Source organism: Listeria aquatica, assembly GCF_014223975.1.
GTDB classification, from domain to species: domain Bacteria; phylum Bacillota; class Bacilli; order Lactobacillales; family Listeriaceae; genus Listeria; species Listeria aquatica.
The window spans coordinates 22,337-48,960 of sequence record NZ_JAARRM010000008.1 but is presented as its reverse complement, the minus strand read 5'-3'; the positions used below and the strand labels follow the sequence as shown (position 1 = coordinate 48,960).

Below are 26,624 nucleotides of genomic sequence, written 5' to 3'. Positions count from 1 at the left end.
TGTCGCACCTCCTTATGAATAAAATTTTACCAAACGTATGCAAGTACTTCTCCGCCCACTTGTTTAGCGCGAGCTTCTTTGTCAGTTAGGACACCTTGAGAAGTAGATACGATTGCAATACCCAAGCCGTTAAGAACTTTTGGTACCTCGTTCGATTTAGCATAAACACGAAGCCCTGGCTTACTGATACGTTTAAGACCAGTGATTACGCGTTCGCCAGATGGACTATATTTCAAGAAAACACGAATTGTGCCTTGCTTTTCATCTTCAATATACTCAACGTCACGGATAAAACCTTCACGTTTTAAGATTTCAGCAATTTCTTTTTTGATTTTCGATGCAGGCAATTCTAATTTGTCATGTTTCACCATGTTCGCATTACGGATACGAGTTAGAAAATCTGCAATTGGATCTGTCATCACCATGTGTTATTATCCTCCTTCCTTAAACTTAGGTTTACCAGCTTGCTTTTTTAACGCCAGGAATTTGACCTTTATAGGCAAGTTCGCGGAAACAAATACGGCATAATTTAAATTTGCGAATAACGGAATGTGGACGTCCACAACGTTCGCAACGAGTATAACCTTGAACTGCGAATTTTGGTTCGCGTTTTTGCTTAGCGATCATTGATTTTTTAGCCACGTTTTCGCCTCCCTACTTTAATTATTGATTATTTTTGAAACGGCATTCCAACTTGAGTTAATAACTCACGGGATTCTTCGTCAGTTTTTGCAGTTGTAACAATAACAACATCCATACCACGAACTTTAGAAACTTTATCATAATCAATTTCAGGGAAAATCAATTGTTCTCTCACACCCAGCGTGTAGTTACCGCGGCCGTCGAAAGCTTTTTTCGAAACCCCACGGAAGTCACGAACACGTGGAAGTGAAACATTAATTAATTTGTCTAAGAAATCATACATACGGTCACCACGAAGCGTTACTTTCGCACCGATTGGCATTCCTTCACGAAGACGGAATCCAGCGATCGAATTTTTAGCTTTTGTGATAACTGGTTTTTGACCAGTGATTAATGCAAGTTCTTCAACAGCACTGTCAAGAACTTTAGCGTTTGCTACTGCATCACCAACACCAGTGTTGATTACGATTTTTTCAATTTTAGGTACTTCCATAACAGAAGAATAGTTAAACTTGCTCATCATACCAGGAACAATTTCCTTAAGATAGCGATCTTTAAGGCGATTCATGTAATGTTGCCTCCTTCCTCAATTACTTAAATTATTTATCGATGACTTCACCGGATTTTTTAGCTACACGTACTTTTTTATCGCCTTTTACTTCATAGCTCACACGTGTTGGCTCGCCTGATTTAGGATCGATAAGCATTACGTTAGATACGTGAATTGGTGCTTCAACATTCAAGATTCCACCTTGTGGATTGATATTGGAAGGTTTCGTATGTTTTTTCACCATGTTGATTCCTTCAACAATTACACGATCTTTTTTTGGGAATGCAGCAAGAACTTTGCCGGATTTGCCTTTATCTTTACCAGTAATAACTTGTACTTTATCACCTTTTTTGACATGCATTAGTCTTAGCACCTCCTTGGTTTGAAACTTGTTTATTAAAGAACTTCTGGAGCTAAAGAAACGATTTTCATGAAGTTGTTTTCACGAAGTTCGCGAGCAACAGGTCCAAAAATACGTGTTCCACGAGGACTTTTATCATCACGGATAATGACACATGCATTTTCATCAAATTTGATGTAAGAACCATCTTGACGACGTGCTCCACTCTTAGTACGAACGATTACTGCTTTAACGACTTCGCCTTTTTTGACAACGCCACCTGGTGTTGCTTGTTTAACAGTACATACAACAACATCACCAATGTTAGCAGTTTTGCGTCCTGATCCACCTAGCACTTTAATTGTTAGTACTTCACGTGCGCCAGAGTTATCAGCCACTTTCATACGACTTTCTTGTTGAATCATTAGGACACCCTCCTTCCAGAATAACAGGTAAGAGAAACATCTTGATCTCTCACTATTTTATAAAACCATTAAATAATTACTGCTTCTTCTACTACTTCTAGTAAACGGAAATGTTTAGTTGAAGATAGAGGGCGAGTTTCCATGATACGAACGATATCGCCAGTTTTTGCAGTGTTATTTTCATCATGAGCTTTGAATTTCTTCGAATACTTCACGCGTTTACCATACAAACCATGCTTTTTGTATGTTTCAACAACTACAGTAATCGTTTTATCCATTTTGTCGGATACAACGCGACCTGTATAGACTTTACGTTGATTACGGTCAGCCATGTATTAAAACCTCCTTATTAATTTCGTCTTAAGCAAGTTCTCTTTCTTTCACAATTGTTTTCATACGAGCAATGGATTTACGTACTTCTTTAATGCGAGCAGTATTTTCCAATTGTCCTGTAGCTAATTGAAAGCGCAAGTTGAAAAGCTCTTCCTTTAGCGCTTTTTCTTGATCTTGGATTTCGGTAGTGGATAGTTCACGGATATCTTTAGCTTTCATTTGCTTCACCACCAATTTCTTCACGTTTTACGATCTTTGTTTTGACCGGCAGTTTGTGTGATGCAAGGCGCAACGCTTCACGCGCAACTTCCTCAGGCACACCTGCGATTTCAAACATAATTTTGCCACGTTTAACTGGACTTACCCAGCCTTCCGGAGCACCTTTACCTTTACCCATCCGAACTCCGATTGGTTTAGATGTGTAAGATTTATGAGGGAAAATTTTAATCCAAACTTTACCGCCACGTTTCATGTAACGAGTCATTGCGATACGAGCAGCTTCGATTTGACGGTTTGTGATCCAAGAAGCTTCAACAGCTTGGAGACCATATTCACCAAATGCAACTTCTGTGCCGCCTTTAGCACGACCGCGCATATTTCCACGGAATTCACGACGGTATTTTACACGTTTAGGGACTAACATAATTATTTTCCTCCTTCCACATTGTTTTTCTTCGTTGGAAGGACTTCACCACGGTAGATCCAAACTTTAACGCCTAGTTTACCATAAGTTGTATCTGCTTCTTCCCATGCATAATCGATATCAGCACGAAGAGTATGAAGCGGTACAGTTCCTTCGCTATAGTGTTCAGCACGAGCAATATCAGCTCCGCCAAGACGACCAGATACTTGAGTTTTAATTCCTTTCGCACCAGCACGCATTGTACGTTGGATAGCTTGTTTTTGTGCACGACGGAAAGAAACACGTCCTTCAAGTTGTCTTGCAATGTTTTCAGCAACAAGTTTTGCGTCTAGATCAGCACGTTTGATTTCAACGATATTGATGTGGACACGTTTACCAGTTAAATCGTTTAGGGATTTACGAAGCGCTTCAACTTCTGAACCACCTTTACCGATTACCATACCAGGTTTAGCTGTATGAATAGTGATATTCACACGGTTAGCAGCACGTTCGATCTCAACACGCGAAACGGAAGCATCAGCCAAGCGTTTAGCAATGTAATCACGAATGCGCAAATCTTCATGTAAGAAATTAGCGTAATCTTTTTCAGCGTACCATTTTGAATCCCAGTCCCGAATGACACCGATACGCATACCAATTGGATGTATTTTTTGACCCAACGTTTATCCCTCCTTCACTTCAGATACCACAACAGTGATGTGGCTTGTACGTTTATTGATTGCACTTGCACGACCTTGTGCACGTGGACGGAAACGTTTAAGTGTCGGGCCTTCATCAACGAAAGCTTCCGAAACCACTAGGTTGTTTACGTCTAAATCATAGTTATGTTCAGCGTTTGCCATAGCAGATTTCAATACTTTTTCAATAACTGGTGAAGCTGCTTTTGGAGTAAACTTCAAAATTGCAATTGCTTCGCCAACTTGCTTGCCTCGGATTAAATCAATAACGATTCTCGCTTTACGAGGAGCAATACGTACCGTTTTGGCAACGGCTTTTGCACTTGTAATTTCACTTGCCATTTAGATATCCTCCTCTCGAAATTATCGTTTTGTTTTTTTGTCGTCTCCCGCGTGTCCACGGTAAGTACGAGTTGGTGCAAATTCACCTAATTTGTGTCCAACCATATCTTCTTGAACATAAACAGGAACATGTTTGCGTCCATCATATACAGCAATTGTTTGACCTACGAATACTGGAAAAATAGTGGAACGACGCGACCAAGTCTTAATTACTTGTTTCTTGTCACTTTCATTTGCTGCTTCCACTTTCTTCATCAAATGTTCATCGACAAAAGGTCCTTTCTTTAAGCTACGACCCATGACGGAACCTCCCTTCGTATAGCTAGGAAGCCGGAGTTTAGCCTCCGCAAACTCCCTGCTATCAAAATTAACGTAATTTTATCCCAAATCTTATTTACCTTTACGACGACGTACGATAAATTTATCGGAGTTGTTGTTTTTCTTACGAGTTTTGTATCCAAGTGTTGGTTTGCCCCAAGGAGACATTGGAGATTTACGTCCGATTGGTGCTTTACCTTCACCACCACCATGTGGGTGATCGTTAGGGTTCATAACCGAACCACGAACAGTTGGGCGTTTACCCATCCAGCGCGAACGTCCAGCTTTACCAATGTTGATAAGTTCATGTTGCTCATTACCAACTTGACCGATTGTAGCACGGCAAGTAGCAAGAATCATACGAACTTCACCAGATTTAAGACGTACAAGAACGTATTTACCTTCTTTACCTAGAATTTGAGCGCTTGCTCCAGCAGAACGAACAAGTTGTCCGCCTTTCCCAGGTTTAAGTTCGATATTGTGAACAACAGTACCCACTGGAATATCTTTAAGTTCTAAAGCATTTCCGATTTTGATATCAGCTTCTGCTCCAGAATGAATTGTTTGGCCAACTTCTAGGCCTTTCGCTGCGATGATGTAGCGTTTTTCTCCATCAGCGTAGTGAACGAGTGCAATATTAGCCGAGCGGTTTGGATCGTATTCGATTGTAGCGATACGTCCAGGAACGCCGTCTTTATTACGTTTAAAATCGATCACACGGTATTGACGTTTATGACCGCCACCGTGATGACGAACAGTTAACTTACCTTGGTTGTTACGACCAGCTTTCTTTTTCATAGGACGTAGCAAAGATTTTTCTGGAGTACTTGTCGTAATCTCAGCAAAATCAGAACTTGTCATATGACGGCGGCCGTTTGTGGTAGGTTTGTACTTTTTAATCGCCATTTTTTTCCCTCCTCGTTAGATTTTATTCAAAAACGTTCATATTAAACTTCAAAGAATTGAATTTCTTTACTATCATTACTCAAAGTTACGATTGCTTTACGACGCTTGTTCGTATAACCAACATAACGACCCATGCGTTTTTTCTTCCCTTTGTAATTCATAACGTTTACTTTCGTTACTTCAACTTCAAAGATTTCTTCAATTGCATGTTTGATTTGAGTTTTTGTAGCACGAGTGTCTACTTCAAAAGTATATTTCTTGTTATCAAGAACACTAGTAGATTCCTCAGTTACAACCGGGCGCTTAATGATGTCGCGTGCATCCATTATGCAAGCACCTCCTCTATCTTTTGAACAGCTGCTTGTGTGACAATGAGTTTATCATGTCCAGCAACTTCTAGTACTGAGATACTTTCAGCCGGAATAACAGTAATGCCTTGGATGTTGCGTGCAGAAAGTTCGATATTTTCGCTTTCAGAAGCAACGACAACAAGAGCTTTAGTATCTACAGAGATATTTTTAAGGAAAGCCGCAAATTCTTTTGTTTTTGGCGTTTCAAATGCTAGATCTTCAAGTACTACGATATCATTATCAAGTACTTTTGAAGATAAGATCGATTTGATCGCTAAACGGCGAACTTTCTTCGGCAATTTGTATGCGTATGAACGAGGAGTTGGTCCAAATACAGTACCACCACCACGCCATTGCGGCGAACGGATCGAACCTTGACGAGCACGACCAGTACCTTTTTGACGCCATGGTTTACGACCACCACCACGTACTTCAGAACGATTTTTTACTTTATGAGTCCCTTGACGTAAGGAAGCTCTTTGGCTCAAAATAACGTCGACAACAACTTTTTCGTTTGGTTCAACACCGAAAACAGCATCGTTCAACGTGATTTCGCCAGCTTGTGATCCATCTTGTTTAAGTAAGCTTAGTTTTGGCATTCGTTAGTCCTCCTTTCCAACTTTTTATTTTGCTTTAATAGCAGTTTTAATTTGAACTAATGATTTTTTTGCACCAGGAACATTACCTTTTACTAAAAGTAAGTTCTTTTCTGCGTCTACTTTAACGATTTCCAAGTTTTGGATAGTGATTTGATCTCCACCCATACGACCTGGAAGAAGTTTATTTTTGAAAACACGGTTAGGTGCTACAGGACCCATTGAACCAGGACGACGGTGGTAACGAGAACCGTGAGCCATTGGCCCGCGAGCTTGTCCGTGGCGTTTAATAACACCTTGGAACCCTTTACCTTTCGATACGCCTGTCACGTCCACGACGTCACCTTCTGCGAATACATCTACTTTGATTTCTGAACCAATTTCATACTCGTCTAAGTTTACATCGCGGAATTCGCGAATGAAGCGCTTAGGAGTAGTATTGGCTTTTGCTACATGACCTTTTTCGGGTTTGTTCGCTAAAACTTCACGTTTGTTTTCGAAGCCGATTTGAACCGCTTCGTAACCGTCAGTTTCAACTGTTTTCTTTTGAAGTACAACGTTATCCGCTGCTTCGATTACTGTAACTGGAATAAGTTCCCCGTTTTCAGTGAAAACTTGAGTCATCCCTACTTTTCTACCTAAGATTCCTTTGGTCATGAGTCACACCTCCTGTTAATTGTTATTTTTGCGGGCATTTCGCCCAATTTATTAAAGTTTGATTTCGATATCTACACCACTCGGCAGATCCAAACGCATCAAGCTGTCAACCGTTTGTGGTGTTGGGTTAACGATGTCGATTAAACGTTTGTGCGTACGCATTTCGAATTGTTCGCGCGAATCTTTATATTTATGAACCGCACGTAAAACCGTATAAACAGATTTTTCTGTTGGAAGCGGAATCGGACCAGACACAGAAGCGCCAGAACGTTTCGCAGTTTCAACGATTTTTTCAGCTGATTGATCTAAAATACGATGATCATAAGCTTTTAAACGAATACGAATTTTTTGTTTTGCCATTATTTTCCCTCCTTCTCGCCTATTTTTAAAATAGACATTCTCCATGGAAATTACCTGAGTACCCGCCATGGCAAAGCGGCCGGGTGTGTCAGCAACCTTCCACTTCATCACATCTACAACCTCGCCAAATAGGGGGGTTGTGGGCACAAAAGGGCAGACGAGTGCCTATCCATTTGCACTTTATCTATTATACACGGGTTACCCTTACGAATCAACCGTTTTTTGAAAAAGTTTCAGATTCGATTAGGGAATTTCATTTTTGAAATTCTAACGTAAAATAAACGTTGTATATTATAGAAGAAAAAATTAGTATTTATTTTTCTTTAGGAAAACAGACGACCCACTTGTCTTTACTACACTGATAAAAAGCAAAAAGATTAAAACCCAATTCTTCCGACAGCAAAAAACTGCGCCAACCCCTTTATTCACCGGTTAGTCGCAGTCCAAATATTGTCTATATTTGTGTACTCATTCATCTTTTCATTGTTTTACCGGAACCAATCCTCAATTTTAACTACTAGGTCATCATAAGTCATATTGGCAATGACAGCATAAAGCGCTAGCAAGAAGACAATAATAGCAGCTATAAAAAGTTTTTTAATAAGCAGGATTTTGTTGTAAAACCTATAGTTCCATGAGGGAACCCACCATTATTTTACAAGTACTATTTTTTTACTTAACCTATAGCATTTTGTGTTGTTATAATTTGAGTCATGAGCATACGAACAACAAAAAGAACCAAGCACCCTTAGCTATCTATAGGTAGCACAATTGGAGTAAAACGCGCCAAAACAAATCCCGCCCAAAAACAAGTCAAGAACTTGTTTTTGGGCGGGATAGTTTAAATTAATAACCTCTTAAATAGATAAGTGAAGCTGTCAGTAGCACAATTACAATCAAAGCGATTAAGTCGATCCAACGCCAGTGCAGCAATCTGAATTTTGTACGCCCTTCTCCGCCATCGTAACCACGGACTTCCATTGCATCCGCCAAATCTTCCGCTCGATTGAACGAACTGACGAATAGCGGAATGAAGATCGGTACGACTACTTTCATTTGCTCAAACAAATTCCCTTCTCCAAACTCGACACCTCGCGCTCGTTGGGCTTTCATGATTTTATCCGTCTCTTCCATGAGTGTTGGAATAAAGCGAAGCGCAACGGTGATCATTAAAGCAATGTCTGCGACCGGAACCTTGAGATACTTAAGTGGGCGTAGTAAGTATTCAATGGCATCAGTCAAATCCATCGGCGTTGTTGTGAGTGTAATGACTGTAGATAGGATGATGATGAGTGTAAAACGGATGAATACGTAGATGCCATTTATGACTCCGAAAGATGAAATCGTGAAAGGACCGAACTCAAAATAAATGATTCCGCCACTTGTAAATAGCATTTGCATGATCACCGTGAACAAAATCAACCAAAGCAGCGGCCGAACGCCTTTGATGAATACTTTAACTTTAATCCCTGTTAGGAAGATTACGCCGAAAGTGAAAGCAATCATCAAAGCATAGGCGTATGGGTTATTGGCTAAAAATAAGATGGCAATGAAGTAGAATCCGCCAAGTAATTTCGTGCGGGCATCCAACGCATGTATCCAAGACTCTCCTGGAACAAAGCGGCCAAATATGAGCTTATCAATCATCCAAATTGCCTTCCTTCCATTTAAAATAGATATTTAATGAGAATACTGATCGCAAGTAACACGGCAAGCGATGCATTGATGAGCACAAAGTTTTTGATGGCTACAACGAAAGTTTTTGACTTCACTTGCTCTTGATTGAATTTTTTAAGATTACGATATACAAGCGGGGTCGCAAGTAACACGAGGAGCATAATCGGACTTAAGTAACGCAAAATGACTGCAGCGACCACGGCGGCAAAAGAGGCGTAATAAAGCGCATTGAAAAGTAGCACTCCCATTTTCCTGCCAATATAATATGGTAGCGTGTAACGGTGATTACGAATATCTTCGTCCAGGTCACAAAGATTATTTGCTAACATGATATTCGCGATGGTGAAGATGCACGGTAGCGATACGACACCAATTTCAATGATTCGTAGCAGATTGAAACGAATGTCAATCCATTCCCCTTGCCACAATAAGTTAGCGACTCCTGCATCATACGCACTCATGTAAACTGCCAAAAAGAAAATCCCAAATCCCATTGTTACGCCTGAAAACACTTCGCCAAGCGGCATGCGCGATAATGGAACTGGTCCAAATGTATATAAAATGCCAATACAAAAACATACAAAGCCAATTAAAAGTACCAATAAATCTGTTCGAACTACAAGCCATACACCAAGAGCCGTAGCTATGAGAAACATCGTAAAAATCAATAAAATGACGTTTTTTTGTGGGATGTTCATTTTCCCAATCACATTACTTTCCACTCGAAAATCGTAATCGTGATTGTCCGTTGCTTTTCGGTAGTCCATATAATTGTTGATAGCTGTTGTTGTTAAATCAAAAATCAGCATTGCAACAAAGAAAATAAGTGTATTTCCAAGGTTAATCGTTTGTAGTTTGTAAAAGACAAACAATGTACCAAGAACAAATGGGTAGACACTTGCAATTTTTGTTCTGATTTCCACCAGCTCTAAAAATGCCTTGATAGACACTGGGTTCCCTCCCCTTTAACTCCTTAAAATATATCTTTTTATTCAATGTTTACACTATAACTTAAAAGCCGCTAAAATGCTATCCCTTCCAAATGAAAAACCCCTAGAGTTAGACGCCTAACTCTAGGGGTTTTTGTTAATTCCAACTCGGAAAGAATCTTATTCTTCTACTTTGTTGTAAACTTTGATTGTACTTGTGTTCCCGTTTTGTGCCGCATTGATAAGTTGTGCAGCGTAAATCTTGAATTGATCGGAAGAATGAGTAGCTCCAGAAACTGTATCCACTTCTCCTGCTTCTTGCTTGTCAACTAAAGATTCATTAAGTGCTGGGATATATTCTTTTGGACCAGTGCCAGCTTTTTCTTTCATTGTTTTTTCGTAGTCAGCATCATCCGTTTTCTTTTGACCATCTTTATTTACATAGTTGTAATCAGATTCAGAGATTTTACCATCTTTAACAGTCATCGAGAACACTGTGCGGTAGCCGTTCGAGTAGTTTTGTTCTTCTAGTTTGTAAGTTCCGTCTTGCATTTTTTCACCGTTATTGATCTTGATTGTTGTTGTGTCGCCACGTTGTGCAGCTTGGATCAATTGGTTTGCATAGTTGATAAATGTATCAGAAGAATGCGTAGCACCAGAAACAACTTCTACTGCTCCAGCCGCTTGGTTTTTCACAAGAGAATCGTTAAGTTCTTTCAAGTATTCTTTGGGACCAGTACCAGCTTTAGCTTTCATTGCTTTTTCGTAGTCTGCATCTTCAGATTTTAACTTGCCATCTTTATTTTTATAGTCATAGTTTGCGTCTGTAATTTTGCCATCTTTTACTTTGATAGACATAAAGCCTTTCCAGCCTTTATCATCATAGTTTTGTTCTTCTAGTTTGTATGTTCCATCAGTCATTGTTCCGTCTGTTTTAGCATCTGCGGATTTTTTTTGTTCTTGTTTTGCATCGCTACCTGATTTCTTGTCAGAAGAACTATTATCATTCCCACAAGCTACTAACAACATGCTTGATGCTACTATAGCAGTAAGCCCCATCGCAACTTTTTTCAATTCCATAATTCGCTCCCACCTTAACTAATAAAGTTTGTGATAACGCGAGCAAGAAAACCTAATTTGAAAGCGTCTATCACGATTACATTCAAATCATACCATCACGACCGGACTTTGTCTATACACAACAAAATAATCTAATTTATAGAATTTTATGAATAAAAGACTAAACGATAGAGGAAAGCCCTTGTTTCTTGCAAAATTTGATAAATAGCAAACAAAACAGTCATTATACCTACTGACTCCAAGGTATTTACACCCATAAAAAATGACTTGTTTCCAATAAAGCACTATTTTTTTACTTTTGTAGTTTTTTACTCAAAACAGTCTAGACAAGGGTCTATAGAATCTGTTACACTATGTTAGGTTATTATTATACTTTTTACTTTGCACTAATTTATTTGTTTGTGAATAAAATAACAAGGAGTTGAGAACGCATATGCCTGAAAAAAATATTGTTCTGATAGGGGCAGGGTATGCAGGGGTACACGCAGCAAAGAAGCTTGCGAAAAAGTACAAAAGAGATCAAGATGTGAAAATCACTTTGATCGACCGTCATTCATATCATACAATGATGACGGAACTTCATGAAGTCGCTGGTGGACGCGTTGAACCGACAGCTATTCAATATGATTTGCGTCGTTTGTTCAATCGTACAAAAGTAAATCTGGTGACGGATAATGTCACAAACGTAGATCACGACAAAAAGGTTGTAACAACCGAACATGGAAGCTATCCCTATGACTATCTTGTACTTGGTATGGGTGGAGAGCCGAATGACTTCGGTACGCCGGGCGTACAAGAAAACGGATTCACGCTTTGGTCTTGGGAAGATGCTGTTCGTTTGAGAAAACATATTGAAGCGACCGTTACAAAAGCTAGCCGCGAACAAGACGTTGAAAAGCGTAAAGCCATGCTACGCTTCGTTGTCTGCGGTTCTGGTTTTACTGGAATTGAAATGGTTGGCGAATTGCTTGAATGGAAAGATCGTCTTGCAAAAGATAACAAAATCGACAAAGCTGAAATTGAATTGATCGTCGTTGAAGCGGCTCCAACAATTCTAAACATGTTAGAACGCCGCGATGCCGACAAAGCTGAAAAATACATGGTGAAAAAAGGTATTAAAATCCTTAAAAGTGCTGCGATCGTTGAAGTCAAACCTGAAAGCATTGTCTTAAAATCTGGCGAAGAACTTCCGACACACACGTTAATTTGGACTGCTGGTGTTCGTGCAAACTCAGATACAAAAGATTACGGAATGGAATCAGCACGTGCTGGTCGTCTTAAAGTCAACCAATATATGGAAGCTGAAAAATACGAAAACACTTATGTTATCGGGGATTTAGCTTACTTTGAGGAAGAAGAAGGCAAACCAACTCCACAAATCGTTGAAGCGGCCGAACAAACTGGGATGACTGCTGCCAAAAGCATCATTGCTGAAATTAGTGGCGGAGACAAAACACCTTTCCAAGGGAAATATCACGGTGTTATGGTTTCGATTGGTGCTAAGTATGGGGTTGCAAACCTTTCTGGGATGCATCTTTCTGGCTGGTTTGCGATCTTTATGAAACACATCGTTAACTTGTACTACTTCTTCGGAATCCGAAGCGGTTACTACATGTGGCAATATATTATGCACGAATTCTTCCATATCAAAGACCATCGCAACATTTTCCGCGGCTGGACTTCTCGTTACGGAAATGTTATTTGGAGCTTACCACTACGTGTTTATCTAGGTTGGTTTTGGATTGATGAAGCACTTGCGAAGATTTACGGTGAAGGGACTTGGGATAAAGTCAGTCTGACAAATCTTAAGCCGATGTTCCAAGGGCTTGGACCTGATTCTTGGTTAACTGCAACGACTTCGAAAATGCCATTTGACTGGTTGCAAGCTGCTGCTACATCCGGCGCGAGCCAAGCTGCTGGAGACGCTGCCGGAGATGCTGCTCAAAATGTGACAACACCTATTTTAAGTCACATGTGGGGCTGGTTTGAATGGATCATGAAAATCGTAATGCCAAATCAAGATGTGGCTGTTTTCATGCAAAAGGTTGTTCCTTTCATTGAACTTGCCATTGGTCTTGCACTTGTAGTTGGACTATTCACTTGGCTTGCAAGCGTTGGAAGCATGGGCTTCCTAGTAATGTTTACACTGAGCGCTATGCTTGGATGGGACAAATTCTGGGCTCTTCCTGCTTCGTTCGCAATGCTAAATGGTGCTGGTCGCACATTTGGTTTAGATTATTGGGTTGTTCCTTGGTTCCAAAAACACCTTGGCAACTTCTGGTACGGTAAACCTCGTGCTGTTTACCGGGATTCAGACAGGAAATAACGGATAACTTTGAACAAGGAGCGAAGTCCCATTTGTGGATTTCGCTCCTCTTATTTTCAATCAGTTTATTTATACATTCAGAAGAAAAACGGTATATTTTTTCACTTAAATCCTATACAATAAAAGGGATAGGAAAATGATCGGAGGGGAAAGTAAGTGAAGCCATATTTAAAAATGATTCGTCGCTTCGATATCATTCTTGTCGTTTTGCTAACATTGCTTTCTTTTTTGCCTCTAGCTATTTTCTCTTATGTTAAAGCGAATGAACCGAAAACCGCAGAAAATCAAGGGTTGACTGCCGTTATTACGGTAGATGGCAAAGAATATAAAAAAGTTGCTTTAACTGGACACACCGGTACAGAATCCTTCACTATTACACAAGATGATGGCGATTCCAATACGATTGAAGTGAAAGATGAACAAATTCGAATCTCTAAAGCTACATGTGGTGACCAAGTTTGTGTTCGAACAGGTGCCATTACAAAACGCGGTGAAACGATTGTTTGTCTCCCACATAAACTCGTTATCGAAGTGAAGGCAACTGATGGCAGTTCAAACAACACTGATGATGACGATATGATTATTTCTTCTTGATTCTTCAGGAAGAAAAAAGGAAAGTGAAATTTTATGACGAAAAATAAACGTCTGGTTTATATCGCTCTGCTCGCGGCGCAAGCTGTGGTGATTAGCTTGTTAGAGCGAGCTATCCCCTTCCCCTTTGCATTCGCACCTGGAGCAAAACTTGGACTCGCTAATATCATTACCTGCATCTCGCTTTATACGCTCTCGACTAAAGATACTTTTATGATTATCATCATCCGCCTTGTCCTTTCGACTTTACTTGGCGGAACTATTTCTACATTTTTGTACAGCGCAGCCGGTGCTTTACTAAGTTTTATCGGAATGTGGGCAGTGCAAAAGTTAGGACCTAAAAATGTTAGTATCATTGGCGTCAGCACAACCGGGGGAATTCTGCATAACGTTGGTCAACTAGTTGTAGCAAGCTGGATCGCGGGTTCTTGGAGCGTAATGCTTTATCTACCTGTCCTTTCCTTTATCGGTATTCTTTCAGGAATCGCAGTAGGAATCGCAGCTAATTATTTACTGAAAAACGTTGAAACCCTACGTGTGTTTTTTAACGCCAAACAAGAACAGCGCACACTCGAATAAATAGAAAAAAAGGAGTTTCGCTATGCAACTTCATTCCATGTGGGAACATTATCCTGAACTAAAAACTGATCTTGCTGATGTGCTTCAAACCATTGAAGAAAATATTCAAATTCGCGATAAACGTGTTGAAGAAAACATTAAAATGTTGATTCACGCTGGCGGTAAGTTACTTCGGCCGGCATTTGCCTTACTTTCGGCGAACCTTGGTCCGGATTACGACCGAGATCGTGCCATATCTGTTGCAGCAGCGCTTGAAGTCCTACATATGGCGACGCTGATTCACGATGACGTTGTGGATGAATCTTCTATCAGACGAGGTAAACCAACGATCAATTCGAAATACGGAAATCACTATGCGGTCTATACTGGTGACTATTTATTCACCATTTGTTTTAAGATTTTGTCCAAGCATTCGGATTCGATTTCGAACATTGAATTCAGCAGTAAAAACATCGAGAAAATTTTGATGGGTGAACTTGATCAAATGCGCACGCGTTACGATTTAAATGTGTCTGTAAAGTCCTACCTCGCACGCATTTCAGGGAAAACGGCGCAGCTGTTTGCCTTGAGTTGCTATTCTGGCGCAGTCTCTAGCAAAGCTCCTCGTGCACTTGCCATTAAAGCTTGGAATATCGGGCATTATCTCGGCATGGCGTTTCAAATCATTGACGATGTACTTGATTACACGAGTACGGATGACGGGCTCGGAAAACCGGTGTTAAACGATGTCCTCCAAGGGGTTTACTCGCTTCCGCTCATCTACGCGATGCGTGGCCATAAGCGAGATTTTGAACCTCTTCTTAGCAAGAAAGAGGAGATGACAGACGCGGATCTCCGCGAGCTAACGACGCTTATCAACCGCTATCAGGGTACGGCGCAAGCATTTGAACTTGCAGGAAAATACACGAAGAAAGCCCAAAAAGAAATCGCTAAGCTGCCGAAAGGTGCTTACCGTGACCAGCTTTCGGCTCTTACAAATGAAATTTTGACCCGCCAAATTTAGGCGTAACAAAAAGGAACTTGGTAGTTGCCAAGTTCCTTTTTGTTATTCTTCTATTTCCTTCAAACGCTTGAAACGTTCAGCAAGCATCAGATGCGCGTCTACTTTTTTCACAACGTTCGCTTTCGCAGCAAAACTTGCAAAATTGAGCCCTGCTCCGAATAGTTGTAAGGCCGCATTCCCAAGATCCCCTGCTTTTAGCGCTTTTATGCCGTCATCTAGAAAATGATTACTTTCATCCAGATGGCAATCCGGTAGATATTTCTCTCCTTTTGCATAGAGTTCAATATTCAAAAGCACCTGACTTGCCGTTTCTTGCGAAATATCTGCATCTAGTGCAAGTAACATATCATTAATGGGTTCGACTAGCTGAGCATATCCACCACCAAACTCCGCACATTTTGCTTTTATTTGTAATCTTCTTTCTTTTGCTGTCATTCTTTATCCCTACCTTTCCTTTTCCATATCAAGCATACGCCTATCAGGGTCAGAAAAACAACAAAAAAAGCCGGGAAGCATAAATGCTTCACCGACTTTTATAGAACAAATAAATTTATTATTTGTCGATTTTAGATACAACGCCAGCGCCTACTGTACGTCCACCTTCACGGATTGAGAATTTAGTACCATCTTCAATCGCGATTGGAGCGATAAGTTCAACTGTAATTGTAATGTTGTCTCCAGGCATAACCATTTCAGTACCTGCTGGAAGTTCAACAACACCAGTTACGTCAGTTGTACGGAAGTAGAATTGTGGGCGGTAGTTTGTGAAGAATGGAGTATGACGTCCACCTTCTTCTTTAGTTAGAACATAAACTTCAGCTTCGAATTTAGTGTGTGGAGTGATCGATCCTGGTTGAGCAAGAACTTGTCCACGTTCGATATCTTCACGAGCAACCCCACGAAGAAGCGCACCAATGTTATCTCCAGCTTCTGCATAGTCAAGAAGCTTACGGAACATTTCCACACCAGTAACAGTTGATTTAGCAGTATCTTTGATACCGATGATTTCAACTTCGTCACCAACTTTGATTTGTCCACGTTCAACACGTCCAGTTGCAACAGTACCACGACCAGTGATCGAGAATACGTCTTCGACTGGCATCATGAATGGTTTGTCATGATCACGTTCTGGAGTTGGAATGTAAGAATCAACAGCATCCATTAATTCATGGATTTTGCCTTCCCATTCAGCGTCTCCTTCAAGAGCTTTAAGTGCAGAACCTTTGATTACAGGAATGTCGTCGCCAGGGAAGTCATATTCGCTTAGAAGTTCACGAACTTCCATTTCAACTAGTTCAAGTAGTTCTTCGTCGTCAACCATGTCGCATTTGTTTAGGAATACAACGATGTAAGGAACACCTACTTGACGAGAAAGAAGAATGTGTTCACGAGTTTGTGGCATTGGGCCATCAGCAGCAGATACTACTAGGATAGCTCCGTCCATTTGTGCAGCACCAGTGATCATGTTTTTAACATAGTCAGCGTGTCCTGGGCAGTCAACGTGTGCATAGTGACGGTTAGCAGTTTCATACTCTACGTGTGCAGTAGAGATAGTGATACCACGTTCACGTTCTTCTGGTGCACCATCGATTTGGTCATAAGCAGATGCTTGTGCCATTCCGTCTTTAGATAGAACTGTAGTGATAGCTGCAGTTAGTGTAGTTTTACCATGGTCGACGTGTCCAATTGTTCCAACGTTTACATGGGGTTTTGAGCGGTCAAATTTTTCTTTTGCCATTTTAATAAAATCCTCCTTAATGTTTAAAAAAATGATATTTAATAGCTGCCAAGTGAAATTCACTCGGCAAGTACTTCCTTAATTAAAGTTATACTTGATGTGAGTCAGAAATGCAACGATTATTCTTCGCCTTTATTTCCGCCATTTTTCTTGATGATTTCTTCAGTGATTGATTTTGGTGTTTCTTCATAGTGGTCAAATTGCATTGTGTAAGTTCCGCGACCTTGAGTTGAAGAACGAAGGTCGGTTGCGTAACCAAACATTTCAGCAAGTGGAACAAAAGCACGAACAACTTGTGCGTTACCGCGAGCTTCCATACCATCTACACGACCACGACGGCTAGTAATGTTCCCCATGATATCCCCAAGATATTCTTCTGGGATAACAACTTCCACACCCATAATTGGTTCAAGAAGAACTGGGTTACATTTCTTAGCAGCATTACGAAGCGCCATACTAGCAGCTACTTTGAAGGCCATTTCGTTAGAGTCAACGTCATGGTAAGAACCATCAAATAGTTTTGCTTTAATGTCGATTAGTGGATAGCCTGCAAGGACACCATTTTCAAGTGCACCCTCAAGACCTGCTTGAACAGCTGGAATATATTCACGTGGAACAACCCCACCAACAATCGCATTTTCAAATTCGAAGCCTTTTCCTTCTTCGTTAGGCTCAAAGTGAATCACAACGTGACCATATTGTCCACGACCACCTGATTGACGAACGAATTTACCTTCGACATCAGCAGCAGAACGAAATGTTTCACGATAGGATACTTGAGGAGCACCAACGTTTGCTTCAACACGGAATTCACGTTTCATACGGTCAACTAAGATGTCAAGGTGAAGTTCACCCATACCAGAGATGATCGTTTGACCCGTTTCCGTATTTGTTTCAGTACGGAATGTTGGATCTTCTTCTGCAAGTTTCGCAAGAGCTTGACCCATTTTATCTTGGTCTGCTTTCGATTTAGGCTCGATTGCAACCGAGATAACTGGTTCTGGGAATTCCATGGATTCCAAGATAATTTGGTTCTTTTCATCACATAGTGTGTCCCCAGTAGTCGTGTCTTTAAGACCTACAGCTGCAGCAATATCACCAGCGTAAACAATATCAATTTCTTCACGGTGGTTAGCGTGCATTTGCAGGATACGACCTACACGTTCACGTTTACCTTTTGTTGAGTTTTGTACGTAAGAACCAGAGTTCAAAGTACCAGAGTAAACGCGGAAGAAAGTTAGACGGCCAACATAAGGGTCAGTCATAACTTTAAATGCAAGAGATGAGAAGGGTTCTTCATCACTTGCGTGGCGTTCAGATTCTTCACCATCAGGCAAAGTACCTTTAATAGCTGGAACATCAGTTGGTGCTGGAAGGTAATCGATAACTGCATCAAGCATCGGTTGAACACCTTTGTTTTTAAACGCAGTACCACAAACGACTGGATAAAACTCAACAGCAAGTGTTCCTTTACGGATCGCCGCTTTAAGTTCATCTTTTGTGATTTCTTCACCTTCTAGATATTTCATCATAAGCTCTTCATCAAGCTCAGCAACAGCTTCGATAAGTTTACCATGATATTCTTCAGCAAGATCTTTCATATCTTCAGGAATTTCTCTAACATGTGGATCGTTTCCAAGATCATCTTCATAATACAATGCATGCATTTCAATCAAGTCGATGATACCAGTGAAAGTATCTTCAGCACCGATTGGAAGTTGAATTGGATGAGCATTAGCTTGTAAACGGTCATGCAAAGTTCCTACAGAATATAAGAAATCTGCGCCAATTTTGTCCATTTTGTTGACGAATACTACACGAGGAACCCCGTAAGTAGTAGCTTGACGCCAAACAGTTTCAGTTTGCGGTTCAACACCAGATTGTGCATCTAGAACGGCAACTGCACCATCGAGTACACGAAGCGAACGTTCAACTTCAACAGTGAAGTCTACGTGTCCTGGTGTATCAATGATATTTACGCGGTACCCTTTCCACTGAGCTGTTGTTGCAGCAGAAGTGATCGTGATACCACGCTCTTGTTCCTGCTCCATCCAGTCCATTTGGGAGGCACCTTCATGCGTTTCACCAATTTTGTGAATACGCCCTGTATAGAAAAGAATACGTTCCGTAGTAGTGGTTTTACCAGCATCAATATGCGCCATAATCCCAATATTACGTGTCTTTTCTAAGGAGAACTCTCTTGCCATGTTGTCTTTCTCCTTCCATAAAACATTTTTTTAAGCGGCTCGCCTAATTTCAAAAAAGAAAGCGGCAGCCAATTCTTTATTACCAGCGATAGTGAGCGAATGCACGGTTTGCTTCCGCCATTTTATGTGTATCTTCACGTTTCTTAACAGATGCACCAGTATTGTTCGCTGCATCCATGATTTCGCGAGCAAGACGAAGTTCCATTGTTCTTTCTCCACGAAGACGCGCATAATTTACTAACCAACGAAGACCAAGAGTAGTACGACGATCAGCACGTACTTCAACTGGAACTTGATAGTTCGCACCGCCGACACGACGAGCTTTTACTTCAAGAACCGGCATGATGTTTTTGATCGCTTGATCGAAAACTTCCATTGGATCGTTTCCAGTTTCTTCTTTAATGATATCGAAAGCAGCGTATAGAATCGCTTGGGATTTTCCACGTTTACCGTCAATCATCATTTTATTGATTAAACGAGTTACAAGTTTAGAATTGTAAATCGGATCTGGCAAAACGTCACGTTTAGCAACAGGACCTTTACGAGGCATTGGATATCCTCCTTTCATAAATTGGATTTAAAATAAATCGCTTATTTTTTAGGTTTTTTTGTACCGTATTTAGAACGGCTTTGAGCTCTATTTTCAACACCAGCTGTATCAAGAGCACCACGTACGATATGGTAACGTACCCCTGGCAAGTCTTTTACACGTCCACCACGAATAAGAACAACGCTGTGCTCTTGCAAGTTGTGTCCGATACCTGGGATATAAGCTGTAACTTCGATTCCGTTACTAAGACGCACACGAGCATATTTACGAAGCGCGGAGTTCGGTTTTTTCGGAGTCATTGTACCAACACGAGTACAAACACCACGTTTTTGCGGAGAATTTACATCAGTAAGTTCACGCTTGAAAGTGTTTAGTCCCTTGTTAAGTGCTGGAGAGTCAGATTTTTTCGATTTAGATTGACGCGGTTTGCGAACTAATTGGTTAATAGTAGGCATTGGATGGGTTCCTCCTTTCCTTTAGTAGTTCCACACATCCAGGTGGTTCATTTTTTCGGAAAAATAAAAGTGCTGTAGACAACCCTACAACAATTTCCATTTTCAAGACCTCTATAGAAGAGGCACCTTGATTATGATAGCACTTTGAGTTGTGTGTGTCAAGAGGCAGTCATGATCTCTCCTCCTACAAATAAATTTTTTGGGTAGTTGTAAAATTCACTTTTAACTTTCAGTAGCTTCTTAATTAAATTTACTTTAATCATTCAATTTATAGACAAATTTAAATAAAGTTTAGATACTAAGTCTCTCCTTTTTTATCCCTATCAAAATTTTTTTACTAATAAATTTTTAAACACGTACTTATATCTACTTCCCTAAAAATTAACATCTATTTTTATACATTTTCGGAAAATTTGCAATTTTTTATGATGTAAGCTAGTATGTTGAGGTAAGCAAATTATTATAAGAAGTTCCTCTTAGCATTAATACAATCATGAACAAACTACAAATAGGAGGATTTATATGAATTTTAAGAAAATAATACCGTTTTCAGCACTTTCCTTATCACTTATCGGTTTCGGATTTGCTACAGATGCTTTAGCCAGTAATCATGGTGATACTTCGTGGGGAAATGAATATAGAATATGGAGTCCGAATGATCATACCCCTGCTCGTAAAAAAGACAACCGCACTGCTTACTATAACAAAACAACTTCTGGATCAACCTACATCAACATTTGGGCAGCTTTATATGACGGTCGAGATGTTTCAGGAGGACGAACCTATCGAAGCTACCCAGGAGGACAAGCGACCTTCCTTTATAATTTAGCTGTCGAAAGGTATGGTTCTGGGGTCTCTGTAAGAATTGATTCGCGCCGATTTGCTAACGCTCATGCTCGAGGAGTATGGAGTCCTGATTCTGTCAGATAAGCGTCGCTAGAGGCCATGACATATAATAATTTGCTTGCATAATAAACGAAAGAAGTGAAACCATGTTCAAATTCATCTTTAGACGAATTAACAGACGTTATTTTTTTGCTTTATTGTTACTCATTTTGCTTATTCCTCTTTTTCAAATTTACCCTTCTATTTCCTTAGCAACAGAAAACCATTTCTTAGATTCACCTTATACCAGATGGATGTCAATTGATCCTTTCAATACGATGTCTGCCATCTTTTTCATCCTACTTCCATTAATAGCAGCTCTTCCAGCAGGATCACTTTTACGAAAAGATATTGATTCTGGTTTTATCTATCAAAGCCTCATTAAATCCAATGTTCGACAAGTATTAGGAAGCTATCTCAGCATCTCTTTTGGCTTAGGATTTATAGTAGTTCTTATTTCATTAGCTGTTAATTTTGGCTTGTATTTCTTCCTATTTCCAAATATCGTTCCAGATAATTTGCTTAATTCAAATCTCTTAATTATTCATCAAAACACCCTGTTTGTAACACTTTATTATTCGCATCCGTTTCTCCATGCAGTGCTTTCTATCTTGTGGTCAGCTTTTTGGGGCGGGCTATTTTCTTTATTTGTCACTGCAAGTTCTTTGTGGATTAAAAACACCTTTATAGCACTTATGTCAGGACTTGTCTTGCAGATCATATTATTGATTATTTCTTCATTTTTACCAACACTCAAAACTGGAAGTCTTGCTCCTTTTGAATTTACAAGAGAGACAGCCCTAACTACAAATATCAAGTGGCTCCCTATTTTAGTCATTCTTTTCGCTCTCCTTTGCTACAGTGCCTATTTCATTTTTCGAGGGGTGAAGAAACGTGTCTTTTGGTAAGCTTTGGAAACAGCAAATGAAAAAGTCTAAACTCTTTGTTCCACTCTATATCAGTCTAGCCATTTTGGTTATCCTATATTCTTTTTCATTTATCCCCATCTATCTAGACGCAGACAATTTTAGTTCAGCATTTGAATCAATATTCAATCGTTTTTTGTTGTTCATCGTTTATTTTAATGTGTGTATAATCGCCAATCTATCTGTATTACATTTTCAAATCCACGATATTCCTTTTACACAAAGCAGAAAAATTTGGTTGAAGCAAGCTTGTTTGCAAACCCTTCTAATAAATTTATTTATCTGGCTTAGTTGGCTGTTTTCAACTATATTAAGCTTTATTTTTTCAAACCGATTCTCTGTTCTTACTAGTTTTATCACTAGCTTCATTTTAAAAAGTCTTACACTTTTTCTAAGCCAACTAGTCTTGGCAAGCTTGTGTATCCTATTATATTTCTTATTTCGCTCCAAGCTATTTACTTTTATCATAGCTTTTATTTTCAATATTATTTGTTTTGCTTTATCGCTTAAGCAACTCCCCTCGGTGATTTATGAATATATCGGCAAGAAATACTTGCTACAGGAGATTGCTACTTTATTCATTACAGCTGGCTTTATGGTTAGCATTTTACTTTGCGCATACGTCATATTAATGAAAAAGGATATTTTATGAAGGCATTGATAAAAGTGCAATTCTATTATTTTAGGCAACTTGTTCAAAAACGCTTCTTATACTTAATGATGGTTATCATTCTTACAGAGATTATTCTAGCCATCCAGTTAAAGGACAACCCACAAACGTCTATGTTCAGTTTGTTTTTTTATGGAACTTCATTTCATGATGTTGCTTCAAATCGAGTCCAAATCCCCGTCCTTTGGTTTTGTTTTTTTACAATTCCTTTATTCATAATCGGTAACAGCTTACAAGCACTCTGGGAAAAATATTCCATTCAACTAAGAGGAAAAGGGTTTAGTCAATTCCAGTTTGGAATAATAAATACATTTTTTCTTTATTTAATCGCTTTTGCCTATACAAGTATCGCATTTGCCATTGCTAGTTTTTGTCAAAAACTGATAACTGGAACGCATACTTGGTTACAAATTTCTGAAACCCATCACCCTTTTTTGTTTTTCGCGATTCTCTTAGGAAGCGTGTTAGTTCTCTTATTTATCCAGCAAATATGCGCGCTATTTAGCCCTATTGCTGGCATTGTTATCCCAATAATCATTTTGATTGTTTCTATTTATACAAGCGTCAAATGGAATTTATTAAATTTAGCTATGCTGGCTCGGTTTTCTTATTATTCCAATTTTGATTGTTTCTATATTTACATTACGCTAATTATTTTGAGCGCTAGCTATTTGATCGTTTATAAAAAAAAGAGTCTATAAGGAGGCAGTCAGTTGAGCTATATCACACTAAATCACGTCTCAAAAACGCTAAAAGGAACACCTTTATTACAAGACATCTCTGTTTCTATTAATAAAGGAGATATTGTGGCCTTAGAAGGAATTAACGGTTCCGGTAAAACCTTGATTATTCGTGCAATACTTGGATTAATTAAAACATCTGGGGAAATTAAAGTAGACAGTCAGATGGTTCGTGTTGGTGAAAAATACCCTGTAAAAGCTGGGATTCTCATCGAAAATCCGAGTCTTATTGAAGAATTTACTGCTTTTACCAATTTGGAGCTATTAGCGGAACTGCAAGAGAATGTTACAGAGGAAGACATTATTTCGCTTTTAAAAGAATTTAATCTCCCTTTCCAAGGAAAACAAAAAGTTAAGAAGTTCTCCCTCGGAATGAAACAGAAACTTGGCATCGCACAGGCATTAATTGGAAATAGCGAACTTATTATTCTAGATGAGCCTACTAATGCTCTTGACCAGACAAGCATTCAAAATTTAATTCACTATATAAAAAAATTAAATCAAGAATTGAATATTACTTTTATTATAGCTTCCCACGATTTGCCATTTATTGAATCCTTAGCTACGAAACATTTTATTGTGAAAGAAGGAACTGTGAGTGAAAAATAAAAAAAGACTTCTTTTTACTTCCATTCTTCTTATTTTGATCATTTTAAGCTTAGCTGTTTATCGCTACCATGTAGTTAATCAGGCTTACAAAAGCCGGCATTTAGTGACAGAAAAAATCATTCCCATCCAGCAAGAAGTTCAGGACAAATCTGTTCAGTTTAAAGTACTAAATACGAGCAAAAAACAATTAGGCGATCAAATTAATGTTAATGTTCTTTTATCTATTAAGCTTCTGGGGTTAAATGATTATGGTTTTAAGAAAAACAATAAAAATTTCGTTGAAAATATTTGGCTAAATATTCCTTATTTCGAGCCCGGAATAGCAGCAGACGTATATACAGAAGACGGAAAACGGTTTGTTAGTAAAGAGTTGCGCCTTTCTAAAGAAACAAAGCTTGAATTTCACTTTAATGTAGCTAAACAAGAAGTTAGTCATCAAGACAAGCCTATGCGCTTCAGTTTTCTTGTTCCAAAACCAGGTAGAATCTTTACAAAATACTCCATTCTTATCCCCTAAGCTAGCATTCACGGCATAAAAATCAAAATATCTATCTGCATTCCCTGAAAAAAGGAGCTTTCTATGTATGAAGTCATACATAGAAAGCTCCTTTTTCGCCAAATTAGAATACTTTTAACCAGTTATTTTTCCTCTTTCAACTTCTAGTACATGATTAAAAACAAAATGACAAGGCCCACTGCAAGCAAAATGTGTCCTAGGCCGGCTATTCCGGAAACCGCAGCTCCTGTTTCTTGCCCAAGTACGGTCATTGTTCCATGGAAAGTTAGTAAGCCAACTGTGAGAAGCAAGCCCGCATTGTAAATGTAATAGAAGGCGTTGAACTTTTTGCTCGACATGATACCAAAATTTTTCTCAAGTAGTAGTACGATCAAAAACATGAACATCCCAAGCATTAGCAAGTGTGTGTGCAAAACGGAGAGTTGTGTTTTTCCCGTAAAATCTGCATATTTCGTGATTTCTCGGTAGTAGATTCCTGAGATAAGCCCCAAGATACAATAAAAAAGTGATGTTGTTAGCAGTTTTTTCATGAATAGTAGCTCCTTTGTGTTTAGCGTAGTCCTCTTAGTTTTTGGTATAAATCTTTGGCGTAATTATCCGTCATTCCGCAAATAAAGTCTGTCACAAGTAGCAAACGTAGATAGAGTTTTACGGTTTCATCTTGTTCCGCTGCATTTTTACGATAACACCCCAGATAATTATCCGAAATAAGCGACATGAGTCGTTTATCTTTGGCCGTTTGTTTTCCTTCTTCACTATCAAAATATAAAACGGCTGGAATGTAGCTGTCAAGTAATGCTGAGATGATTTCACTTCCGGCAATTTCTGATTCGACCACACCTTGATTCGTATAAATATAAGTGCGTGATAAATATTGCAGAATCTGAACGAGCTGTGAAGCTTCGGATGCGTCTAGTAACGAATCATCAAACTCACCTTTCATGATTAACTCGTAGTTTTCATAAAAGACTTCAAGCGAGCGGTTGATGAGTTGCCCACGCACGTTTGATGCCAACCATTGTTGAGCAATAAAAGCCTCTTCCTGACCTTCATAGCGATCTGCTTTTTTCTTAAGTTCATTGAAGCAGGCCGATGTGACCCAGTTATGCTCGTCGAATTCCTCGAAGCCACGTAAAATTTGCTGAATCGTCACCGTCCCTTTTTTCACACCATCTTCTAAATCAGCGTTCAAGTAGGCGATATCGTCGGCTACTTCTAGCAAGAACGTGAGCGGGTGGCGTTTGTTAAAGGCGCCTGTTGCGGCTGTCACCTCTTTAAAAATGGCTTCGTCTGCATAAAAGTATCCCAGCTTTTTACTGCGAGTTCGTTTTTTATTGATTTCAAGCGAAGAAACCGGATATTTGATCACACCGTTTAATGTCGCGTGTGTCAAATTCAGTCCATACTCGTCAAATAAGTAGTGGAGCTTGGAAACGACGCGTAAAACTTGCGCATTCCCTTCAAAATGGTAAAAGTCTTCTTTCATTTGTTTTGTTAAAATATCTGTTAATTTTTTTCCGCCATATTCGAGGCGTTCCAAATTTTCCTTGAACCATTCGCGGATGGATTCTTCACCAAAGTGCCCAAACGGCGGGTTTCCCATGTCATGCAGCAAGCCTGTACAAGCTAGGATATCCGCAATTTTTTCAGCGTGTTCGGGTTTAAAACTCGGATCAAGACCGTCTTCTACAATTTTATGCGAAACCATGTTACCCATTGATTTAGCAATCGTCGCAACTTCAATAGAATGCGTTAAACGCGTGCGCACAAAATCACTTTTTTCAAGTGGAAAAATTTGTGTTTTATCTTGCAAACGTCTGAATGAAGCACTCATTACGATTCGCTGATAATCATTTTCAAAAGCGCTTCGGATATCCGTACTTTTACTGCGGGTGACAGCAGATTCACGTCGACGCTTATCATTTAAAAGTGTATTCCAATCCATTTCACATTCCTCACTTTTCAAGGTTTCTTTAAAATGATTTTCTATTAATATTGCAATA

35 protein-coding genes are annotated in these 26,624 nt (G+C 39.4%); 9 read left to right on the top strand and 26 right to left on the bottom strand.

Features of this window, described 5'->3' with window-relative positions; genetic code table 11:
* Positions 1 to 26 precede the first annotated feature (26 nt).
* From rpsH to pplA, 19 genes are all read right to left on the bottom strand, one after another.
* On the bottom strand, positions 27 to 425 hold the full coding sequence (gene rpsH / locus HB912_RS12900) for a 30S ribosomal protein S8 (RefSeq protein WP_036072868.1): 399 nt from the start codon (positions 423 to 425) through the stop codon (positions 27 to 29).
* A 31-nt stretch (positions 426 to 456) separates the two neighbouring features.
* Positions 457 to 642: a type Z 30S ribosomal protein S14 gene (locus HB912_RS12895; RefSeq protein ID WP_036072865.1), complete on the bottom strand. Its 186-nt coding sequence runs from the start codon at positions 640 to 642 to the stop codon at positions 457 to 459.
* A gap of 28 nt (positions 643 to 670) precedes the next feature.
* Positions 671 to 1,210, bottom strand: coding sequence for a 50S ribosomal protein L5 (rplE, locus tag HB912_RS12890; protein WP_036072862.1), 540 nt, complete (start codon positions 1,208 to 1,210; stop codon positions 671 to 673).
* A 31-nt stretch (positions 1,211 to 1,241) separates the two neighbouring features.
* The gene (rplX, locus tag HB912_RS12885; protein WP_115753705.1) at positions 1,242 to 1,553 is read right to left on the bottom strand and encodes a 50S ribosomal protein L24; all 312 of its coding nucleotides are present in this window, start codon (positions 1,551 to 1,553) and stop codon (positions 1,242 to 1,244) included.
* A gap of 35 nt (positions 1,554 to 1,588) precedes the next feature.
* Entirely contained in the window at positions 1,589 to 1,957 is a 369-nt protein-coding gene (gene rplN, locus HB912_RS12880; protein ID WP_003723686.1) for a 50S ribosomal protein L14, read from the bottom strand.
* Between the two features lie 68 nt (positions 1,958 to 2,025).
* Positions 2,026 to 2,289, bottom strand: a complete 264-nt coding sequence (rpsQ, locus tag HB912_RS12875) for a 30S ribosomal protein S17 (RefSeq protein ID WP_036072860.1) — start codon at positions 2,287 to 2,289, stop codon at positions 2,026 to 2,028.
* Positions 2,290 to 2,317: 28 nt separating this feature from the next.
* Positions 2,318 to 2,509, bottom strand: coding sequence for a 50S ribosomal protein L29 (rpmC, locus tag HB912_RS12870; RefSeq protein WP_036072858.1), 192 nt, complete (start codon positions 2,507 to 2,509; stop codon positions 2,318 to 2,320).
* Positions 2,499 to 2,933, bottom strand: a complete 435-nt coding sequence (gene rplP / locus HB912_RS12865) for a 50S ribosomal protein L16 (protein ID WP_007474821.1) — start codon at positions 2,931 to 2,933, stop codon at positions 2,499 to 2,501. Before rplP ends, rpmC begins: the two co-directional genes overlap by 11 nt.
* Before the next feature lie 2 nt (positions 2,934 to 2,935).
* Positions 2,936 to 3,592 carry a 30S ribosomal protein S3 gene (rpsC, locus tag HB912_RS12860; protein ID WP_115753704.1) on the bottom strand — a complete coding sequence of 219 codons (657 nt, stop codon included), beginning with the start codon at positions 3,590 to 3,592 and terminating at the stop codon, positions 2,936 to 2,938.
* Positions 3,593 to 3,595: 3 nt separating this feature from the next.
* Positions 3,596 to 3,952 (bottom strand): 50S ribosomal protein L22, encoded by a 357-nt coding sequence (rplV, locus tag HB912_RS12855; RefSeq protein WP_036072854.1) that lies wholly within the window; start codon positions 3,950 to 3,952, stop codon positions 3,596 to 3,598.
* Positions 3,953 to 3,973: 21 nt separating this feature from the next.
* Positions 3,974 to 4,252, bottom strand: a complete 279-nt coding sequence (rpsS, locus tag HB912_RS12850; RefSeq protein ID WP_167628338.1) for a 30S ribosomal protein S19 — start codon at positions 4,250 to 4,252, stop codon at positions 3,974 to 3,976.
* A 90-nt stretch (positions 4,253 to 4,342) separates the two neighbouring features.
* Positions 4,343 to 5,176: a 50S ribosomal protein L2 gene (gene rplB, locus HB912_RS12845; RefSeq protein WP_036072851.1), complete on the bottom strand. Its 834-nt coding sequence runs from the start codon at positions 5,174 to 5,176 to the stop codon at positions 4,343 to 4,345.
* A gap of 41 nt (positions 5,177 to 5,217) precedes the next feature.
* Positions 5,218 to 5,502 (bottom strand): 50S ribosomal protein L23, encoded by a 285-nt coding sequence (gene rplW, locus HB912_RS12840; protein ID WP_185375150.1) that lies wholly within the window; start codon positions 5,500 to 5,502, stop codon positions 5,218 to 5,220.
* A complete protein-coding gene (gene rplD, locus HB912_RS12835) occupies positions 5,502 to 6,125 on the bottom strand; it encodes a 50S ribosomal protein L4 (protein ID WP_036072839.1) in 624 nt (207 codons plus the stop codon). The genes rplW and rplD overlap by 1 nt, the downstream gene beginning before the upstream one ends.
* A 24-nt stretch (positions 6,126 to 6,149) precedes the next feature.
* On the bottom strand, positions 6,150 to 6,779 hold the full coding sequence (gene rplC, locus HB912_RS12830; RefSeq protein ID WP_036072838.1) for a 50S ribosomal protein L3: 630 nt from the start codon (positions 6,777 to 6,779) through the stop codon (positions 6,150 to 6,152).
* Positions 6,780 to 6,830: 51 nt separating this feature from the next.
* Positions 6,831 to 7,139, bottom strand: coding sequence for a 30S ribosomal protein S10 (gene rpsJ, locus HB912_RS12825; protein WP_007474836.1), 309 nt, complete (start codon positions 7,137 to 7,139; stop codon positions 6,831 to 6,833).
* An 846-nt stretch (positions 7,140 to 7,985) separates the two neighbouring features.
* Positions 7,986 to 8,786: an FAD export ECF transporter transmembrane subunit FmnA gene (gene fmnA / locus HB912_RS12820; RefSeq protein WP_185375148.1), complete on the bottom strand. Its 801-nt coding sequence runs from the start codon at positions 8,784 to 8,786 to the stop codon at positions 7,986 to 7,988.
* A 20-nt stretch (positions 8,787 to 8,806) separates the two neighbouring features.
* On the bottom strand, positions 8,807 to 9,766 hold the full coding sequence (gene menA / locus HB912_RS12815) for a 1,4-dihydroxy-2-naphthoate polyprenyltransferase (protein WP_185375146.1): 960 nt from the start codon (positions 9,764 to 9,766) through the stop codon (positions 8,807 to 8,809).
* Positions 9,767 to 9,925: 159 nt separating this feature from the next.
* Positions 9,926 to 10,825, bottom strand: coding sequence for an extracellular electron transfer flavoprotein PplA (gene pplA, locus HB912_RS12810; protein WP_185375144.1), 900 nt, complete (start codon positions 10,823 to 10,825; stop codon positions 9,926 to 9,928).
* A 433-nt stretch (positions 10,826 to 11,258) separates the two neighbouring features.
* On the opposite strand from pplA, the gene HB912_RS12805 reads away from it, so the two are divergent.
* The 4 genes from HB912_RS12805 to HB912_RS12790 all read left to right on the top strand — a co-directional run bounded on the left by HB912_RS12805 (position 11,259) and on the right by HB912_RS12790 (position 15,324).
* Entirely contained in the window at positions 11,259 to 13,151 is a 1,893-nt protein-coding gene (locus HB912_RS12805; protein WP_036072822.1) for an FAD-dependent oxidoreductase, read from the top strand.
* A 156-nt stretch (positions 13,152 to 13,307) separates the two neighbouring features.
* Positions 13,308 to 13,745, top strand: coding sequence for a NusG domain II-containing protein (locus tag HB912_RS12800; protein ID WP_185375142.1), 438 nt, complete (start codon positions 13,308 to 13,310; stop codon positions 13,743 to 13,745).
* A 33-nt stretch (positions 13,746 to 13,778) separates the two neighbouring features.
* On the top strand, positions 13,779 to 14,321 hold the full coding sequence (gene eetB / locus HB912_RS12795; protein ID WP_036072818.1) for a flavinylation system FAD exporter subunit EetB: 543 nt from the start codon (positions 13,779 to 13,781) through the stop codon (positions 14,319 to 14,321).
* A gap of 22 nt (positions 14,322 to 14,343) precedes the next feature.
* Positions 14,344 to 15,324, top strand: coding sequence for a polyprenyl synthetase family protein (locus tag HB912_RS12790; protein ID WP_185375140.1), 981 nt, complete (start codon positions 14,344 to 14,346; stop codon positions 15,322 to 15,324).
* A gap of 42 nt (positions 15,325 to 15,366) precedes the next feature.
* On the opposite strand, the gene HB912_RS12785 is transcribed toward HB912_RS12790, so the two are convergent.
* The 5 genes from HB912_RS12785 to rpsL form a co-directional block, all read right to left on the bottom strand.
* On the bottom strand, positions 15,367 to 15,759 hold the full coding sequence (locus HB912_RS12785; RefSeq protein WP_185375138.1) for a hypothetical protein: 393 nt from the start codon (positions 15,757 to 15,759) through the stop codon (positions 15,367 to 15,369).
* Positions 15,760 to 15,877: 118 nt separating this feature from the next.
* On the bottom strand, positions 15,878 to 17,062 hold the full coding sequence (gene tuf / locus HB912_RS12780) for an elongation factor Tu (RefSeq protein ID WP_185375136.1): 1,185 nt from the start codon (positions 17,060 to 17,062) through the stop codon (positions 15,878 to 15,880).
* A gap of 119 nt (positions 17,063 to 17,181) precedes the next feature.
* The gene (gene fusA, locus HB912_RS12775; protein ID WP_036072812.1) at positions 17,182 to 19,269 is read right to left on the bottom strand and encodes an elongation factor G; all 2,088 of its coding nucleotides are present in this window, start codon (positions 19,267 to 19,269) and stop codon (positions 17,182 to 17,184) included.
* 79 nt (positions 19,270 to 19,348) lie between these two features.
* A complete protein-coding gene (gene rpsG / locus HB912_RS12770; protein ID WP_036072795.1) occupies positions 19,349 to 19,819 on the bottom strand; it encodes a 30S ribosomal protein S7 in 471 nt (156 codons plus the stop codon).
* 41 nt (positions 19,820 to 19,860) lie between these two features.
* On the bottom strand, positions 19,861 to 20,274 hold the full coding sequence (gene rpsL / locus HB912_RS12765) for a 30S ribosomal protein S12 (protein WP_115753688.1): 414 nt from the start codon (positions 20,272 to 20,274) through the stop codon (positions 19,861 to 19,863).
* 522 nt (positions 20,275 to 20,796) lie between these two features.
* Between rpsL and HB912_RS12760 the strand changes: the two genes are divergently transcribed.
* The 5 genes from HB912_RS12760 (at position 20,797) to HB912_RS12740 (ending at position 24,621) form a co-directional block, all read left to right on the top strand.
* Positions 20,797 to 21,204, top strand: a complete 408-nt coding sequence (locus HB912_RS12760) for a hypothetical protein (RefSeq protein WP_185375134.1) — start codon at positions 20,797 to 20,799, stop codon at positions 21,202 to 21,204.
* Positions 21,205 to 21,266: 62 nt separating this feature from the next.
* The gene (locus HB912_RS12755; RefSeq protein WP_185375132.1) at positions 21,267 to 22,067 is read left to right on the top strand and encodes a hypothetical protein; all 801 of its coding nucleotides are present in this window, start codon (positions 21,267 to 21,269) and stop codon (positions 22,065 to 22,067) included.
* A 666-nt stretch (positions 22,068 to 22,733) separates the two neighbouring features.
* A complete protein-coding gene (locus tag HB912_RS12750) occupies positions 22,734 to 23,456 on the top strand; it encodes a hypothetical protein (RefSeq protein ID WP_185375130.1) in 723 nt (240 codons plus the stop codon).
* Between the two features lie 12 nt (positions 23,457 to 23,468).
* The gene (locus tag HB912_RS12745; protein ID WP_185375129.1) at positions 23,469 to 24,104 is read left to right on the top strand and encodes an ATP-binding cassette domain-containing protein; all 636 of its coding nucleotides are present in this window, start codon (positions 23,469 to 23,471) and stop codon (positions 24,102 to 24,104) included.
* Positions 24,094 to 24,621, top strand: coding sequence for a hypothetical protein (locus HB912_RS12740; RefSeq protein ID WP_185375127.1), 528 nt, complete (start codon positions 24,094 to 24,096; stop codon positions 24,619 to 24,621). Before HB912_RS12745 ends, HB912_RS12740 begins: the two co-directional genes overlap by 11 nt.
* A 143-nt stretch (positions 24,622 to 24,764) precedes the next feature.
* Here the strand turns inward: HB912_RS12740 and HB912_RS12735 are convergent, their stop codons facing one another.
* Both HB912_RS12735 and HB912_RS12730 read right to left on the bottom strand, forming a co-directional pair.
* Complete coding sequence (locus tag HB912_RS12735; protein ID WP_185375125.1) at positions 24,765 to 25,151, bottom strand: DUF2871 domain-containing protein; 387 nt, start codon at positions 25,149 to 25,151, stop codon at positions 24,765 to 24,767.
* 20 nt (positions 25,152 to 25,171) lie between these two features.
* A complete protein-coding gene (locus tag HB912_RS12730) occupies positions 25,172 to 26,566 on the bottom strand; it encodes a deoxyguanosinetriphosphate triphosphohydrolase (protein ID WP_185375124.1) in 1,395 nt (464 codons plus the stop codon).
* Between the last annotated feature and the right edge of the window lie 58 nt (positions 26,567 to 26,624).